Origin of the sequence: Oceanimonas sp. MB9, from assembly GCF_011319775.1 — a bacterium.
GTDB classification, from domain to species: Bacteria; Pseudomonadota; Gammaproteobacteria; order Enterobacterales; family Aeromonadaceae; genus Oceanimonas; species Oceanimonas doudoroffii.
In genome coordinates, this window is sequence record NZ_VFBE01000009.1 from 191,915 (window position 1) to 209,082 (window position 17,168).

16 protein-coding genes are annotated in these 17,168 nt (G+C 49.8%); all 16 read left to right on the top strand.

Annotated features, from left to right (window positions below; translation table 11 throughout):
* The first annotated feature begins 70 nt into the window (after positions 1-70).
* Entirely contained in the window at positions 71-1,780 is a 1,710-nt protein-coding gene (locus OJHNALOF_RS12260; protein ID WP_206063693.1) for an ABC transporter ATP-binding protein, read from the top strand.
* A gap of 21 nt (positions 1,781-1,801) precedes the next feature.
* Entirely contained in the window at positions 1,802-2,800 is a 999-nt protein-coding gene (pseB, locus tag OJHNALOF_RS12265; RefSeq protein ID WP_165662187.1) for a UDP-N-acetylglucosamine 4,6-dehydratase (inverting), read from the top strand.
* Positions 2,800-3,969: a UDP-4-amino-4,6-dideoxy-N-acetyl-beta-L-altrosamine transaminase gene (gene pseC, locus OJHNALOF_RS12270; protein WP_165662188.1), complete on the top strand. Its 1,170-nt coding sequence runs from the start codon at positions 2,800-2,802 to the stop codon at positions 3,967-3,969. The genes pseB and pseC overlap by 1 nt, the downstream gene beginning before the upstream one ends.
* Complete coding sequence (gene pseF / locus OJHNALOF_RS17015) at positions 3,966-4,415, top strand: pseudaminic acid cytidylyltransferase (RefSeq protein ID WP_240919727.1); 450 nt, start codon at positions 3,966-3,968, stop codon at positions 4,413-4,415. The genes pseC and pseF overlap by 4 nt, the downstream gene beginning before the upstream one ends.
* Before the next feature lie 36 nt (positions 4,416-4,451).
* Positions 4,452-4,670 (top strand): hypothetical protein, encoded by a 219-nt coding sequence (locus OJHNALOF_RS17020; RefSeq protein WP_240919728.1) that lies wholly within the window; start codon positions 4,452-4,454, stop codon positions 4,668-4,670.
* Between the two features lie 232 nt (positions 4,671-4,902).
* Entirely contained in the window at positions 4,903-5,253 is a 351-nt protein-coding gene (locus OJHNALOF_RS17165; RefSeq protein WP_370462337.1) for an N-acetylneuraminate synthase family protein, read from the top strand.
* Positions 5,254-5,862: 609 nt separating this feature from the next.
* Positions 5,863-7,377, top strand: coding sequence for a hypothetical protein (locus tag OJHNALOF_RS12290; protein ID WP_165662189.1), 1,515 nt, complete (start codon positions 5,863-5,865; stop codon positions 7,375-7,377).
* Positions 7,374-8,480, top strand: a complete 1,107-nt coding sequence (locus tag OJHNALOF_RS12295) for a glycosyltransferase family 4 protein (protein WP_165662190.1) — start codon at positions 7,374-7,376, stop codon at positions 8,478-8,480. The genes OJHNALOF_RS12290 and OJHNALOF_RS12295 overlap by 4 nt, the downstream gene beginning before the upstream one ends.
* The gene (locus OJHNALOF_RS12300) at positions 8,470-9,597 is read left to right on the top strand and encodes a glycosyltransferase (protein WP_165662191.1); all 1,128 of its coding nucleotides are present in this window, start codon (positions 8,470-8,472) and stop codon (positions 9,595-9,597) included. The genes OJHNALOF_RS12295 and OJHNALOF_RS12300 overlap by 11 nt, the downstream gene beginning before the upstream one ends.
* 54 nt (positions 9,598-9,651) lie before the next feature.
* Positions 9,652-10,791, top strand: coding sequence for a glycosyltransferase family 4 protein (locus tag OJHNALOF_RS12305; protein ID WP_206063695.1), 1,140 nt, complete (start codon positions 9,652-9,654; stop codon positions 10,789-10,791).
* On the top strand, positions 10,788-11,732 hold the full coding sequence (locus OJHNALOF_RS12310; protein ID WP_165662192.1) for an SDR family oxidoreductase: 945 nt from the start codon (positions 10,788-10,790) through the stop codon (positions 11,730-11,732). Before OJHNALOF_RS12305 ends, OJHNALOF_RS12310 begins: the two co-directional genes overlap by 4 nt.
* Positions 11,725-12,276, top strand: a complete 552-nt coding sequence (locus OJHNALOF_RS12315) for a sugar transferase (RefSeq protein WP_165662193.1) — start codon at positions 11,725-11,727, stop codon at positions 12,274-12,276. Before OJHNALOF_RS12310 ends, OJHNALOF_RS12315 begins: the two co-directional genes overlap by 8 nt.
* 31 nt (positions 12,277-12,307) lie before the next feature.
* On the top strand, positions 12,308-14,260 hold the full coding sequence (locus OJHNALOF_RS12320) for a nucleoside-diphosphate sugar epimerase/dehydratase (protein WP_165662194.1): 1,953 nt from the start codon (positions 12,308-12,310) through the stop codon (positions 14,258-14,260).
* Positions 14,261-14,588: 328 nt separating this feature from the next.
* Positions 14,589-14,822, top strand: a complete 234-nt coding sequence (locus OJHNALOF_RS16940) for a hypothetical protein (RefSeq protein WP_370462323.1) — start codon at positions 14,589-14,591, stop codon at positions 14,820-14,822.
* Between the two features lie 148 nt (positions 14,823-14,970).
* Positions 14,971-15,204: a hypothetical protein gene (locus tag OJHNALOF_RS17170; RefSeq protein ID WP_370462324.1), complete on the top strand. Its 234-nt coding sequence runs from the start codon at positions 14,971-14,973 to the stop codon at positions 15,202-15,204.
* A gap of 246 nt (positions 15,205-15,450) precedes the next feature.
* Positions 15,451-17,091, top strand: a complete 1,641-nt coding sequence (gene pgi / locus OJHNALOF_RS12330) for a glucose-6-phosphate isomerase (protein ID WP_165662195.1) — start codon at positions 15,451-15,453, stop codon at positions 17,089-17,091.
* The last annotated feature ends 77 nt before the right edge of the window (positions 17,092-17,168 follow it).

Genomic DNA, 17,168 nt, shown 5'->3' on the forward strand with positions numbered 1-17,168 from the left:
AAAGCTCTATCAGCTCCTAACGCGAGAGCAACGTCAAAAGCTTATTAAGCTACAGGTTTTGGTGGTGCTTATGGCTTTTGCCGAGTTGGTTGGCGTAGCAGCTATCGGACCTTTTATGGCCCTGGTAGGTGATATGTCGAGATTGCAGGGTGATAACCTGTTGTCACAAGTGTACCAGACGGCTGGCTTTAATAACCCAAAAACCTTCCTGTTTTGGGTGGGTGTGGCTGTTTTGATAGTCCTTGCGCTGGCAGCTGCGATCTCTATTTATACTACTTGGAGGCTTTCTCTTTATGCCCAGCAGGTAGGTGCGGAGCTATCGGTTCGCCTTTACCGCCATTATATGCAGCAGCCATGGCTTTTCCATGCTAGTGGGAGTAGTAGCCAATTAACCAACAAAATATCCCAAGAATGTCAAAGAGTTACTAATCAGATTATCCAGCCTCTTATGCAGATGAATGCGAAAAGTGTGTTGGCATTATTTATTGCGTCTGCAATATTTATATTTAACCCCTTAGTGTCTTTTGCTGGTTTAGTGATTTTTGGACTGGCGTATTTTCTGTTATACCGATCAGTCAGGAGGCTTCTTGCTCATAATGGTAGCTTGACTAGCAGTAGTAATCGCCTTCGATTTAAGCTTATGAATGAAGGGTTTGGTGGTATAAAGGATACGCTTTTGTTAGGTCGGCAGGCGGAGTTTAATAATCGGTTCGAATCTGCCAGCCTTCAATTTGGCAAATCCCAAGGGGTTAATTCCGGGCTATCCCAAGCTCCACGTTATGCAATGGAACTGGTCGCTTTTGGAACAGTAATTTTTTTGGTTTTATATCTTTTGTCAGTTTATGATGGTGACATTGGTTATATTCTTCCTGTGCTTTCAATTTATGCACTGGCTGGGTTTAAATTGCTGCCTGCTTTTCAGCAAATTTATGCCAGTCTAACCAAGATAAAAGGAAATATTGCCGCTTTTGATGGGTTGGAAGCTGATTTGGTAGCAAGTCAGGAAAAAGTAGAAATCAAGCCGGCTTGTGAACTAGTAAAACTACAACCAAGTTCAATGATTGAAATAAAGAATGTGACATTTTATTACCCTGAGAAAGAAACCGCAGCGCTTAAGAATGTCTCACTATCAGTGCCGGTAAATCAAGTTGTTGGTTTAGTTGGGGCATCTGGTTCAGGTAAGTCAACACTCATTGATGTATTGTTGGGGCTGGTCACCCCCCAACAGGGGGACTTATTAGTAGATGGAATAAAAGTTGAGGAACATAACAAAAGAGCTTGGCAGAGCAATGTTGGCTTCGTACCACAAACAATATTTCTGTCAGATGCCAGCATTAGAGAGAATATTGCATTTGGCTTACCAGTTGAAGATATTGATGAAGTCAGGATAAAGCGAGCGGTGGCGATGGCACATCTTGAAGATCTGCTGAAGAGTTTACCTGACGGGTTGGATACAGTGGTTGGTGAGCGAGGTGTTCAGCTTTCCGGTGGGCAGCGACAGCGGATTGGAATCGCACGAGCTCTTTATGATGATGCGGAGGTGCTGGTGCTTGACGAGGCGACCAGTGCTCTGGACAGTATCACCGAAAAATTAGTGATGGATGCAATTCATGACTTTTCGGGAAAAAAAACAATTATTATGATAGCACACCGTCTTTCAACAGTAAGACAGTGTGACATTATATTCCTATTTGAAAGCGGTCAGCTTGTTGATTCCGGAAGTTATGTTGATCTAAATGGAAGGAATCAGAGATTCCAGTCTATGGCTGAGTGTAAGTGATTACTTTTAAAGGTTTTAAATATGTTTAATGGAAAGACGCTTCTTATTACCGGGGGCACCGGTTCTTTCGGTAACACCTTTGTGCCGATGACCCTGGAAAAATACAACCCCAAAAAAATTATCATCTTCTCCCGTGATGAGATGAAACAGTGGGACATGGCCAAAAAGTACCAGGACGACCCTCGTGTTCGTTTCTTTATTGGTGACGTACGTGACCGTGAGCGTCTTTATCGAGCACTGGATGGCGTGGATTATGTGGTGCACGCGGCGGCCACCAAAATTGTGCCGACTGCGGAATACAACCCGTTTGAGTGCGTTAAAACCAATATCGACGGCGCCATGAACCTGATCGATGCCTGTATCGACAAAAAGGTGAAAGGCGTGGTGGCGCTGTCGACCGACAAGGCCAGCAGCCCGGTCAACCTTTATGGTGCCACCAAGCTGGCCTCCGACAAACTGTTTGTAGCCGGCAACCACTATGCCGGTGGCAAGGGCACCCGCTTTTCCGTAGTGCGTTATGGCAATGTTATGGGCTCACGTGGTTCAGTCATTCCCTTCTTTATGTCGATTAAGGACAAGGGCGTGCTGCCGATCACCGATGAGCGCATGACCCGCTTTATGATCTCCCTGGAACAGGGCGTAGAGCTGGTGTGGCATGCTTTTGAAGACATGGTGGGTGGCGAGATCTATGTGAAGAAGATCCCCTCCATGAAGGTGACCGACCTTGCCCATGTGGTGGCACCGGAAGCCAAACAGGAAGTGGTTGGCATTCGCCCCGGTGAGAAACTGCATGAGCAGATGATTGGTGCCGAAGATGCCTACTTCACTTACGAGTACCCGGAGCACTACAAAATACTGCCGCAGATCAACAACTGGGATAAAGACGCCAACCGCATTAAAGACGGCAAAAAAGTACCGGAAGGCTTTGTCTACGCCAGCGACAACAACACCGAATGGATGAGCAACGCCGACCTGCAGGCCTGGATTGAAACCAACCGTGAGAAAATCGGGAGTATCTGATGATCCCTTACGGCAAACAGGACATCACCCAGGCAGATATTGATGCCGTGGTTGAGGTATTGCAGTCCGATTTTCTGACTCAGGGGCCAAAAGTGCCCCTGTTTGAGCAGACGGTTGCAGCCAAGGTGGGGGCAAAACATGCCCTGGCGGTGAACAGCGCCACCAGCGCCCTGCATATTGCCTGCCTGGCGTTGGGCCTGGGCAAAGGCGACTGGCTGTGGACCACGCCGGTTACCTTTGTGGCGTCCGCCAACTGTGGCCTCTATTGCGGGGCACAGGTGGACTTTGTCGATATTGACCCGCGCACCTACAACCTTTGCCCCAAGGCGCTGGAAGCCAAACTGATCATCGCCGAGCGTGAAGGTAAACTGCCCAAAGTGCTGGTGGCAGTGCATTTGTGCGGCCAGCCCTGCGATATGCAGGCAATTCATGCGCTTTCTCGGCGCTTTGGCTTCAGGGTCATTGAAGATGCCTCTCACGCCATTGGTGGAAAATATCAGGGCGAGTACATCGGTAATGGCCGCTACAGTGATATTACCGTGTTCAGCTTTCATCCGGTGAAAATCATCACCACCGCCGAGGGCGGCATGGCACTGACCAATGATGACGCCCTGGCCGAGAAGATGAGCCTGTATCGCAGCCACGGCGTGACCCGGGATCAAAACCTGATGGCCCACGAGCCGGACGGGCCCTGGTATTATCAGCAGGTTGACTTGGGATACAATTACCGCATGACCGAGCTGCAGGCGGCGCTGGGCATCAGCCAGATGGAACGGCTGGATGCCTTTGTGGCCCGCCGCCACGAACTGGCGAAGCGCTATGATGCATTGTTGCAAGATCTGCCGGTTACCACTCCCTGGCAGCATCTGGACGGCTATTCCGGCCTGCACCTGTATGTTATTCGCCTGCAGCCGAACAAAATTGGCAAGTCTCATCGTCAGGTGTTTGAGCAGCTAAGGGAGCAGGGCATTGGCGTAAACCTGCACTATATTCCGGTGCATACTCAGCCCTATTACCGGGAGATGGGATTCCAGCCTGCCGACTTCCCGGAAGCAATGCGTTACTACAGCGAAGCGATTAGCCTGCCGATGTATCAGGGATTAACCGATGCGCAGCAGGATGAAGTAATTCAGGCGCTGAGCTCTGTACTGGAGAAGACAACAGCATGACCCGAGTCGCGATTATCCCTGCCCGGGGTGGTAGCAAGCGTATTCCCCGTAAAAACATAAAAACGTTTTGCGGCAAGCCGATGATCGCCTGGTCCATTGCGGCGGCAAAAGTCAGCGGCTGTTTTGACAAGATCATTGTTTCTACAGATGATCTCGAGATTGCGGAAACGGCCCGGCATTGGGGGGCGGAAACGCCCTTTATGCGACCGGCAGCATTATCTGACGACTACACCGGCACCATTCCGGTGATCCGCCATGCGGTGCAATGGCTGCAAGCGCATGAAGGCCCTGTTGACTACGCCTGTTGCATTTATGCCACTGCGCCTTTTGTTGCTGCTGAAGACCTGCAACGAGGCTGGCAGCTGCTTAACAGCACAGCGCAGGATTACGCCTTTTCCGTTACCAGCTACGCCTTCCCGATCCAGCGAGCCATTCACATTACCTAGCAGGGAAGTGTGGCCATGTTCAACCCTGAGCATTTCATGAGCAGCTCCCAGGATCTGGAAGAAGCCTGGCACGATGCGGGGCAGTTCTACTGGGGCACGGCAGCAGCTTGGCTGGCCGAAAAGCCGCTCTTTGCCGACGGCTCTGTGCCGGTACCACTGCCTCGCCACCGAGTGCAGGATATTGATACCCAGGAAGACTGGACCCGCGCCGAGTGGCTGTTCAAGGCCATGCAGGCCACAGCGGAGGCCGAATGAAAATAGCCTTCCGTGCTGATGCATCCATTCAGATTGGCACCGGTCATGTAATGCGCTGTTTAACGCTGGCTGAAGAGCTGAGACTCCAAGGCCATGAATGCCTGTTTATCTGCCGTGAGCATAAAGGGCATTTGGGTGACCTGATTGCCTCGAAAAGTTTTTCATTGAATTTGCTGCCGAGCGGTGATGAAGCGGAGCATGCATCGACAGAGCTGAACTGGGGGCTTCCATCATTGAAAAGCACTTCACACTCGATCGTAATGGTGGCGGCCCTGACGACAGCTTCTCACTGGAGCCCGCCGAGCTGGCTGCACTGTGCCGGGACAGTAAAGCCGCATGGCAGGCGCTGGGAAAAGTGGATTATGGGCGAAAGTCCAGTGAACAAGGCAATGTGAAATTCAGGCGCTCTTTGTACTTTGTGAAAGATATGAAAGCAGGTGATGTTATCACCGGAGATTGTATTCGAAGCGTACGGCCCGGTTTTGGTGCGGCACCAAAACACTATGAGAGTATCCTGGGTAAAAAAGTGTGCGTTGATGTACAGGCTCACTCTCCGGTGAGAATTCAATTGTTTGTTGAGTGAAGCAAAGAAAAATTACGAAAAAGCCTTGTATAGAAAAACATTAAGCTGGAAGTGGCTACAGTCTCCAGGAGTAGGACCATGGTCGTAAGTAAATCTGCCTGAACCTAGTGGTGGAAAAACTGTCCATACAGGGTTATCTGCTCTATGAGTGACCAAAGCTGAAAACCTTGGGTATTGTGAACGCGATATGTGAAGATAGTGGTCAACCGATAAAAGAGGACTGGATATCAAAGTTCGCTACTTCATCCGTTCAGCGTAGGCTTTCTCCGAAGGAAATGCTAGGGGAAGCCCGTTCACTTTGATCAATTGAATAACAGCTGCACTACAAGCTGGATATAGGTATGTGAGAAGATGACTGTCGCATACGCCGCCAACAGGTCGGTGAAACATGGCGATTATTCGGCATATCACTTTCAGTGCCCTGAACCGCGATACCAGTTTCAGGGGGGCATCAAACGTAAGGAGAAGCGGGAAAGTCGCAATACTGACTACCTGTCTCAAGCCCTGTCAGGACTGGGGTGTTTATAATCTTCCCCAGCTTTTAATTTTTATCTCATAAATTTATCTGTAACGCTCTTTATTAAAAGAGTTTTGGTTGAGTGCTGTTATATGAAAAATGTTTTGATTTTATTTGCTCCAAAGTTTAAAGAGCTTGGAGTAGATGTGGCAAAGAACATGCAGGAGAAATTTCCAGACATTAAAATTACAGGTATCTGTACTGGTGGTGCTACTGTTGTAAATTATGTAAAAGGCTCTCTTGGACCCATTCTTGTTGATATTTACGATCTTGAGAATATGGAAGAAGAATGGTTGGAGCAAAACGATCATCAAATAGATTATAATTATCTCTCCGAAATTGATAAATCATATGGAGTGGGTGCCGTAGGTGAGGTTATTACGGCAGACCGAAGAGTAGGGCTTGGTTTGGTCAGAGGTGGATTGACTCGGCCTGATTATATTGGTGATCAAGCAATTAGAAATCCTAATGAAGTTCCGCAGAAATATGTCCAGGGTTTATTTTTATTTATAGAGGGAATCTTCGATAGGTATAATTTTTGTGGAGTTTTTTGCTATGCGGTTGCAGGTGGTCCAGCAGTGGCTCTGGCAAAGGTGTGTAAGGCTAGAAATTCTATTTTTACAAGGCTGAATGTAACCAGGATCGGTGATGGCTTTGTTATTGATACTGATTATAAAGGTTGTCTTGAACCTGTGGCTGAACGATTTTTGTCAGCCGAGGAGCTTCCACAATCAGTTTTGGATAAAGCAGCCAATTTTCTTATTGATTACCGTAACCAGCCTGCAATACCAGGCTATATGGCATATAATAATAAAATGCTCAAGGAAAACAGGTTGCTCCCCTTGCTTGGGAAGTTTGCTGTTTATAGCACAGCGTTTTGTGTTAAAAATATTCTTCCTGAGAAGTATAAGATACGCCTGAACCTAATCGGAGTTAAAAGAAAGCTTTTTGAGTTGATGCTGGAGTGGCGCAAAGTCCGCTTCGATTATTCTGTGTTTGATTCCGATCCTCCGTCTTGTGCTTATGTATTCTATCCGCTCCATGTTGATCCTGAGGCATCTACGATGGTGATGTCTCCTATGCATACTGATCAAATATCAGTAATTGAAGCTATTTCAAAATCATTACCTGGAAATAAGGTGCTTGTAGTTAAAGAGCATCTACCAATGGTTGGGAAACGTAATCAAGAGTTCTATCAAGCAATAAAGAATATGCCGCGTGTTAAGCTGGTATCACCTCTGTTAAGCGCACATGAGCTGATAAAATCTTCAGCAGGTGTTGTTGTTATTACAGGTACGGCGGCTTTTGAAGCAAATATTATGGGAAAAAAAGCTATTGTTGTTGGTGACTCTCCATACTTAGCTATGGGAACAGGTCTGATTCATGAAACATCCTTGTCGAAGTTGCCCGATGCACTGGAAAAACTTGAAGTTATGCCTGAGCCGGAAGATGAAAAAATTATTCGCTACATCGGTTGCTTGCTGAGTGAGTCATTTAATATGAAAACGTCGTTGTTATGGGGTGACTATCTTTCTCACTCTGAGCCCGAACGGCACAAAGCTGTAAAGGATATATCGGCTTCCATTATTGAAAAGATAGTACAATGAAAAGAAATAAAATTCTCTTTCCTTTTGTGGGGGATACTTTAGGTGGTAGTCACCTTTCTGCCCTGAGTTTAATCGATTCTCTTCCAAAAGAAAGATTTGAGCCGATAGTTATGGTTTATAAAAGGGGAAGGTTAACAGAATATCTTGATCAACAAGACTATGAATACCGCGTTATGAAAAACAAGACCTTTGTAGGAAATGTTAGTTTTATTAGTAAGGTTTTCTTGTTCTTTGCTTCATTTTTTGATTCATTTTTTTTTATAAAGAAAAATGGTGTTGAACTGGTTCACACTAATGACCTGAGAATGCATTATTCATGGGTGTTCGCTTGTCTTTTTTCAGGGGTGCCACATGTATGGCATCAGAGAAGTGAATCCCCAAGAGGTGTTATTCTATCTTTTTTTTCAAAGAGGCTTTTGACTATTACTGAGTTTTGTAAATCAGGATTTCCACCTTTAGTGAGGGGGAAAGCAATTGTTGTGGATGATCCTGTTACTACTGAAGGTAATAAGAAGGTAAAGTGTTCTTTGGATGCTTCTTACATGAAGGTTTCTTGGGTTGGAAATCTAATTAGTCAAAAAAGGCTAGATGTCGCGATACGTATTATTAGCAAGTTAAAAGAAATAACCCCTAATATCGAGCTCCATATTTTTGGCGAGAAGAGAGAGCCTGTATATGCAGAGATGTGTTCTCTAGTTTCTGAGCTAAAGTTGTCCGAAAATGTGAAGTTTATGGGTGTTAAAGCACCTATTAATGAGTGGTTGTCTGAGACGGATGTACTACTGGCAACTGCAGAGAATGAAGGTATGGGCAGAGCGCTTATAGAAGCTATGCTACTTGGTTTACCTGTAGTGGCCAGCGATCATGGTGGGCATAAAGAAGTTATCCAACACAATGTGAGTGGCGTTCTGGTCCCTCTTGAGAATATAGATGGTTATGTTGATGCTATTCTTAAGTTGGTGAAAGATGCTGACTTAAGGAAATGTATTGTTGAAAGTGCAATAAGTTACGCTAATGAAAAGTATTCTTGTGAAAAGCATGCAGGGTCGATAGTGAATATTTATAACGAAGTGCTAAGTGAGACTAGTGAAAATGTCAGGTAAAATTGTTTTACATGTCATAACTGGTCTTGAAGATGGTGGTGCTGAGTCGGTATTGTATCGATTATGTACAGCAGATGTAACACACCGGCATGTAGTTGTATCCTTAATGGGTGAAGGGAAATATGGTCCTTTGCTGAAGGAAGCCGGCATAGACGTTTATTGTCTGAACCTGCCTTCAGGTCGAATCAAGATTGGGGCACTATTCAAGTACATTCGGATGATAAAAGAAATCAAACCAGATATTGTACAAACCTGGATGTACCATGCAGACCTTATTGGAGGGGTTTGTGCACGATTAGCTGGTGTGAGAAATGTATCCTGGAACATTCGTCACTCTGAGCTTGAAACTGGTAAATCTAGAAAGTCTACAATTGTTGTTGCTAGACTTTGTGCTTTAGTAAGTTATTTTGTTCCAAGTAAAATAATCTGCTGCGCCACCAAGGCTAAAGAAGTACATGAAAATATTGGCTACGATCGCTCTAAAATGGTGATTGTTGAAAATGGCTACAACTTGAATAGCTTAAAGCCTGATGACTGTTTAAGAAATAATTTTCGTGTCGAGCTTGGTATTGATGACGGTGAGCTTTTGCTGGGAATGGTTGGGCGATTCAATATACAGAAAAATCATCATGGTTTATTGCAGTCATTGTCTTTTGTCAAGGCTAGTGGGTTACATTTCAAGTGTGTTCTTATTGGTTCAGGGATGGATGATGAAAACGCCGAACTGGCTAATTGGATATGTCAAACAGGATTGCAGAACGAGGTACTCCTGTTAGGGCAAAGAACCGATATCCCGGCTGTTATGAACGCACTCGACATTCACTTGTTAAGCAGCTCGTTTGGGGAGGGCTTTCCTAATGTGTTGGCAGAGGCTATGGCGTGTGGAACACCCTGCGTGACGACTGATGTTGGTGATGCAGCAATAATTGTTGGTAATACAGGCTGGGTTTCACCTACGAACGATTCAGCTGATTTTTCAAATAAGGTCATTCAGGCAGTCAATGAAATGCGTAATAATCCGGAGTGCTTTGAAAAACGGAAGATAGGTGCAATTGAGCGCATTCATCATAATTTTAGTCTTAGAGCCATGCTTGATAAGTATCATAAAGTCTGGTAATTGCCATTTGATTTGTGAAATAATTTACATTTATTATATTAAGGTGTTCTCGCATTGCTGGCTTGCAATAAAGAAATCCTGTTTGTTGTTAATGTTCCTGAGTTTTTCATCTCGCATCGCCTCCCTCTGGCAGTTGCTGCACAAGCGGAAGGTTATAAAGTCCATGTGGCGAGTGCAGCAGGAAAATGTGTAGATGAAATATTATCTCTAGGGTTCAAGCACCATGTTATCCCATTTGTCCGCAGTGGCCAGAATCCACTGGTGGAGTTGATAACTGTCGTGAAGTTGATAAGTTTGATGCGTCGTATTCAGCCTGATCTTGTACACCTGATCACGATTAAGCCCGTGCTGTATGGCGGAATAGCCGCCCGTGTGGCAGGCGTTAAGTCGGTGGTGGCGGCTGTCTCCGGGCTGGGGACTGTGTTTCTGGCGAGCTCCCGGTTTGGCCGTTTGCGAAAATGGCTGGTAACCCGATTGTATGGCGCTGCATTCAAGCAACAGCAACTGGCGGTTATTTTTCAGAACCCGGATGACCGGGATACGTTGCTCCAGGCAGATGTGCTATCGACGGAACAGATTCGTATGATCCGTGGTTCGGGTGTTGCGCTTGAGAAATACCCTTTGTGTAAAGAGCCAGAAGGTCGTCCTGTTGTAGTGATGGCTGCACGTCTGCTCAGGGATAAGGGAGTCGCTGAGTTTGTTGAAGCTGCCCAGCTGTTAACGCAACGTGAGCTTGATGTTGAAATGCGCCTGATAGGCTCACCTGACCCAGGTAATCCGACGACCGTGACACCTGAGGAGTTAGCGCGTTGGGCAGAGGAGGGCTGCGTTAACTTGCTGGGGTTTCGGGAAGATATCGCGACTCAATATGCGGCGGCCAATATCGTGTGTCTGCCTTCCTATTATGGGGAAGGTTTGCCTAAATGCCTTGTGGAAGCGGCTGCATGTGGTCGGGCTGTGGTGACAACAGATCATCCGGGGTGCCGTGATGCCATAATCCCGAATGTTACCGGGCTTTTGGTGCCGATAAAGGACTCTGTTGCACTGGCTGATGCGATTCAGCGTTTTGTAGAAGACGCTCAATTGAGACATCGAATGGGTGAAGCAGGCAGAACGTTGGCGGAGGAAGTATTCGCGATTGAGAAGATAGTTTCTCAGCATATGGAGATCTACAACGAGCTGGTGAGTTCATGAGTGAAGCTACGCATATTTTACTGACCGGGGCGAGTGGCTTTGTGGGGCGGGCATTGCACGCCAAGCTGATAGAACAGAATATGCCTGTTGCTGCGTCATTACGTATGCCGTCACAGCTAGAAGTACCTAATACATTTTTTATTAGTGATATTGATGGCCGGACTGACTGGTCAGCTGCCTTAACCGATCAGCACATCGTTATCCACACCGCCGCCCGTGCTCATATTATGAAAGACGAGGTAGCCGATCCGCTGGCAGAATATCGCAAGGTCAACGTTGAGGGAACGTTGAATCTTGCTTGGCAGGCGGTAGCCGCAGGTGTAAAGCGCTTTATCTTTATCAGCTCTATCAAGGTCAATGGTGAGCTAACTGGCTTGAATAAGCCTTTCACAACGGAAGACGCTCCTGGACCGGAAGACGCCTACGGCATTTCCAAACTGGAGGCTGAACAGGGCTTGCAGCAACTGGCCGCCGAAACCGGTATGGAGCTGGTGATTATTCGCCCGCCACTGATCTACGGGCCCGGTGTTAAAGGCAATTTTGCCAGCATGATTTGGCTGGCTAAAAAGGGGCTGCCTTTGCCGCTGGGTGCGATTAAAAACAAGCGATCTCTGGTGGCGCTGGATAATCTGGTTGATCTCATCATTACCTGCATTGATCATCCCGCTGCGGCCAATCAGGTGTTTCTGGCCGGAGACGGGCAAGATTTGTCCACCACCGAGCTGTTGCGCGGTGTAGCCAGGGCCATGGGCTCGCCATGTCGGCTGGTGCCGGTGCCGGCGGGGCTGTTGCAGCTTGGTGCAACCATGTTGGGTAAAAAAGCCATGGCACAGCGTTTGCTGGGGTCGCTACAGGTCGATATTTCCAAGGCACGCAAGGTATTGGGCTGGAAGCCGCCTCTGTCGGTGGAGCAGGGATTAAAGAGGTGTTTTGATGATTAGGTTGTTTGATGTTGTATTTTCACTGCTGGGGCTGGTGTGTGGCTTTCCACTGCTGGTACTACTTGCGGTTATCGGGATTTTCGATACCGGTTCCCCCATTTTTCGTCAGGTGCGGGTCGGCCGGCAGCAAAAAGCCTTTACCCTGGTCAAGTTTCGCACCATGAAGGTAGATACAGCCTCGGTAGCGACTCACCTGGCAAGCAGTGCTTCCATTACGCCATTCGGTGGTTTTTTGCGTAAAACCAAACTCGATGAGTTGCCCCAACTGTGGAATGTACTGAAAGGCGATATGAGCCTGGTAGGGCCAAGGCCAGGCCTGTTTAACCAGCAAGAGCTGACCGCTGCCCGGGCTGCCCGTGGCGTTTATGATGTACGGCCCGGCATTACCGGCCTGGCGCAGGTGAGCGACATTGACATGTCTACGCCCGAGCTACTGGCCGAGACGGATCAAAAAATGATCCAGTCATTCTCGGTGAAGGGTTATTTCCGTTACATTCTGCTCACGGTGTCCGGCAAGGGCAGTGGTGACCGGGTAAAAAGCTGACATGAGCAGTAAATCAACGGGATAATTTTCCATGCTTCAAGCCATCAAGTGGCTGTTTCAACAGCCCCGTGCCGTTAAGCGAGTCATTAGCTTGCTGCTGGACACCTTGTTTATTTCGCTGGCCTTCTGGGCGGCGTTTATGCTGCGGCTCGACAGCTCCGCCTTTCTGGGCTCCGTTAAGCACTGGCTGGTGCTGGCGGCCATGCTGCCGCTTACCCTGCTGTGTTTTGTGCGCTTTGGCCTTTACCGGGCGGTGCTGCGTTATTTGGGGCACCATGCCACCGTGGTGATGATGGGGGGGGTGACGGTGTCAGCCATTACCATGGTGCTGGCTGCGTATTACTTTAACGCCTTTTTACCTCGCTCGGTGCCCATTATCTACGCAGCGCTGGCGTTGTTGTTGTGTGGTGGAGCCCGTACCATGGCCCGGGCACTGTATAACCAAAGTACCAAAAAACAGAAAACCCCGGTTATTATTTATGGCGCCGGCGCTTCCGGGCGTCAGTTAAATACTTCTCTCACCCATGGCAGTGAATATCGCGCCGTGGCCTTTGTGGACGACAACATTGCGCTGCAAAAGGCGCTGCTGCAGGGGTTAACCGTGTATCCGCCCGCTGCCTTACCCTGGCTTATTGAGCACTTTGGCGCGCAAAAATTGCTGCTGGCCATGCCCAGTATCAGTCGCCAGCGTCGCCGCGAAATTGTGGATACTCTCGAAAACCTCTCCCTGGATATTCTCACCATTCCCGGCATGGCCGACCTGATCAGTGGCAAGGCGACATTGAGCGAGCTGCACGAGGTGAGTGTGGAAGACTTGCTTGGCCGGGATCCGGTTGAGCCGTTCCCCGAGCTCATTTCCGCCAATATCAAGGGCAAGGTGGTGATGGTCACCGGGGCCGGCGGCTCCATTGGCTCCGAGTTGTGCCGGCAAATTGTGCAGCAGGGCCCAGCCACCCTGGTGTTGTTCGAAAGCTCGGAATACGCACTTTACCAGATAGATCAGGAGCTGGCGGGCATGTGTCGGACGGCCCATTATCCGGTACGCATTGTGCCTGTTATGGCCTCGGTACAGCAGCAAAACCGGCTGGAGGCGGTGATGCAGGCTTTTGGTGTACAAAGCGTTTATCACGCCGCCGCTTGCAAGCATGTGCCTATGGTGGAATACAACGTGGTGGAAGGTGTGCGTAATAATGTGTTTGGTACCTGGCGGGCGGCCGAGGCGGCCATTCACTGCGGGGTAGAGACCTTTGTGCTTATCTCTACCGACAAGGCGGTACGCCCTACTAATGTCATGGGCACCAGCAAGCGCTTGGCCGAGCTGGTGTTACAGGGCTTGGCCAAGCGCCAGAACAGCACCCGTTTTTGCATGGTGCGTTTTGGTAATGTGTTGGGTTCGAGTGGATCTGTTGTGCCGCTGTTTAAACAGCAAATCCGTGCCGGTGGGCCCATTACCCTTACCGATGAAAAAATAACTCGTTACTTCATGACCATTCCCGAGGCGGCCCAACTGGTGATTCAGGCCGGCGCCATGGGCAAGGGCGGAGATGTGTTTGTGCTGGATATGGGGGAGCCGGTCAAAATTATCGATCTTGCCCGCAAAATGGTGCGGCTGATGGGATATGAGGTCAAGGATGAGCGGCAGCCGAATGGTGATATAGAGATTAAGGTGACCGGTCTACGCCCGGGCGAAAAGCTGTATGAAGAGCTGTTGATCGGCGGCAACGAGCAGCCCACGGCGCATCCGCGTATTCGTACTGCCTACGAACTGCACCTGCCCTGGCAGGAAATGCAGACCCTGCTGCAGGAGCTGAATATCGCCTGTGAGCAATACAACCAGCCTCGCATTCGCGAGTTGCTGCTGCAGGCGCCCACCGCGTTTAATCCGCAGGATGGCATTTGCGATTTGGTGTGGCAGCAAAATCAGGCCGGAGAGGGCCCGTCGGCTGACAGTGACAGGAGCAAGGTGGTCGCACTGGTGCAGTGAGTGAGTGTTGCTGCGTCCAATGGTTTGTTGTGGCTGCGCTTCATGTGTGTTTCAACCCGTAATGCCCGTTGTTTGATCGAACAACGGGCATTTTTGTTTTTGGCGGACTATGTTGCCCGGTGAGACGAAACAATTAAGGAGAGCACATGAACAAGGGAGTGGAGATTGTGCTCCAGGGGCTGTGAACGGTTACCGGCTCCTGCCATGAGCTGCGAGTGGGCGATACTGGCATTTTAATTGACTGTGGCTTGCTTCAGGGCTGGATGCCGGCAGCGAGCTGGCCATCGATTTTGATATTGGCCATATCAGGGCGCTGGTGATTACCCACGTGCACATAGATCACGTGGGGCGTTTGCCTTATTCGATGGAGACGGGGTTCAAGGGGCTCATTTATTGCTCGCAACCATCGGCATTGCTGCTTCCCGCCGTGCTGGAAGATGCCCTTCAAATTGGTTTTACCAGAGATGAAAAGCTTATTCTGCGTGTGTTGAAGGTGCTGGAATCGTGCCTGCAATCCCTGCCTTATGGTGAGTGGCAGCAGGTGGTGGTAGATTCACACTAGGCAGCCAACTTTACCCGGCTGTACCGTAAGCTCGAACATTCCTGGGAGGGAGCCCGGGACCGGGTGACCAAAGAGCGGCACTCATTGTCGTTTGAACAGCTTACAGTGGTGAACAGTCACCAAGGAGCCTCTTGATGCCGTCAACTATTTGGCACGTTTACACCAGCCTTGCGTCGTGCTTGTCGGCTCCGGCATGTGCTCAGGCGGCCGGATAATAAATTATTTAAAGGCTCTGCTGAATGACTCCCGTAATGACGCTTGTTTGTGCGTTATTAGGCCGAGGGGGTGCTGGGGTGCGATATCCTGGCCTATGGCCCAGAAGGAGGCTGGGTGGAGCTGGATGGTGAGTGTTTCACCATTCGTGTCCGGGTGCACCAGATAAGCGGCTATTCGGCCAACGCCGGCCAGCAGGATTTGATAGACTTCTCCACTGGCATGGCGCCACCACTACGGCATACGGCAAATTCGTTGGATCCATGGCGAGGCCGAGGCGGTGTTGCAGGCGCGATTGAGAGGGCTGTTGTTGGGAGCGGAAGTGTGATATCCCGTGAGAAATGAGGCATTTGGAACGCGGGCAGCCTGTAATCTATAGAGTTGGGCGCTAATTTAATAAAAGCAGTGGGATAAAATGAGAGCTTTAATCCGGCAGCCGGCCTTTTTGGCTTTGCAACAATTAAAACAGCAAGAGCAGGGAACCAGCCTGGCACAGCGCTTTGCTGATGATCCGGCCCGTTTTGCGCAGTTCTGCCTGGGGTTTGGCGATCGTATGCGGGTGGACCTGTCGCGCCAGCACTGGTCTGCCGAGGTGCGGGCGCAGTTGTGCCGACTGGCGAGCGACATGAACCTCAGGCAGGGCATTGATGCGCTGTTTGGTGACAACGCTTTCAACCACACCGAGGGCCGGGCGGCACTGCACACGGCACTGCGCATGCCGCCCGAGGCAAAAGCCATGCACAGGGGTGAAAACGTGGTGCCCAAGGTGCACGCGGAGTTGGCACGCATTCAGGACTTTTGCCGGCGGGTGCATGGCGGTATCTGGCACGGTTACACCGGCCGACCCATTACGGATGTAGTAAACATTGGCATTGGCGGTTCCGACCTTGGCCCGGCCATGGTGGCAGAGGCGCTGGCGCCTTGTCAGGACAAGGGCATTCGCACGCATTTTGTTTCGAACATGGACGGTGCCCAGCTCGGCAGCGTGCTGGCGGGGTTGACCCCGGCCACCACCTTGTTTGTGATCTCGTCAAAAACCTTTACCACAGACGAGACCATGACCAATGCGCGCGCCGCACGGTCCTGGCTGCTGACGGCTTGCGGCGGTGAGGAACACATTGCCCGACATTTTGTGGCGGTGTCGGTTAATGCCGAGGCGGTCACGGCCTTTGGTATAGATGAAGCCAACATGTTTCGCTTCTGGGACTGGGTGGGGGGCCGCTTTTCGCTGTGGTCGGCCATTGGTCTGCCCATCGCCCTGGCCGTAGGTTTTGAGCGCTTCCAGCAATTGCTGGCGGGGGCGCATGCCATGGACGAGCACTTGCGCCAGGCACCTTTTGAGCAAAACATTCCGGTGTTGCTGGCGCTGCTCAGTATCTGGAACATTAACGTGCTTGGCCTGCAAAGCGAAGGCGTGTTTCCCTATCACCATCACTTAAAGCGCTTTCCTGCCTTTTTACAGCAGCTGAATATGGAGTCTAACGGCAAGGGGGTGAACAACGCCGGCCAGCCGGTGGACCACGCCACCGGCCCGGTGGTGTGGGGCGAGGTCGGCACCAATGGCCAGCACGCGTTTTTCCAGTTGCTGCATCAGGGCAGCGTGATGGTGCCGGCGGAGTTTATTGGCTTTGCTCGCTCTGCCTACCCTTACCCCGAACATCAGCGCAAGCTGTTGGCCAATATGCTGGCCCAGGCGCAGGCCATGGCATTTGGCAAAGCACGTGAACAGGTAGAAAGCGAGCTGACTGCAGAAGGTCTGAGTGCCGAGGCCGTTGCCGAACTGGCGCCATACAAGGTCATGCCCGGCAACCGCCCCAGCACGGTAATTTTGTGTGATGAGCTTACCCCCTACAATCTGGGAGCGCTTATTGCCATGTATGAGCACAAAACCTTTGTGCAAGGGTGGCTGTGGAACATTAACAGTTTTGATCAGTGGGGCGTTGAGCTGGGCAAGAAACTGGCTGCCCGTTTAATTGATGATCTTGGCCATGGCGTGACGCAAGGGCACGACAGCGCCACTAACGGCCTGCTGGCGCAAATTAAGCGCTGGAGTTGATGTAGGCCCGGCTGCAGCCGGGCAAACCATTCCATAGGTAACGCTATTGCTCCGTTAACGCGGGGAATATAATTACC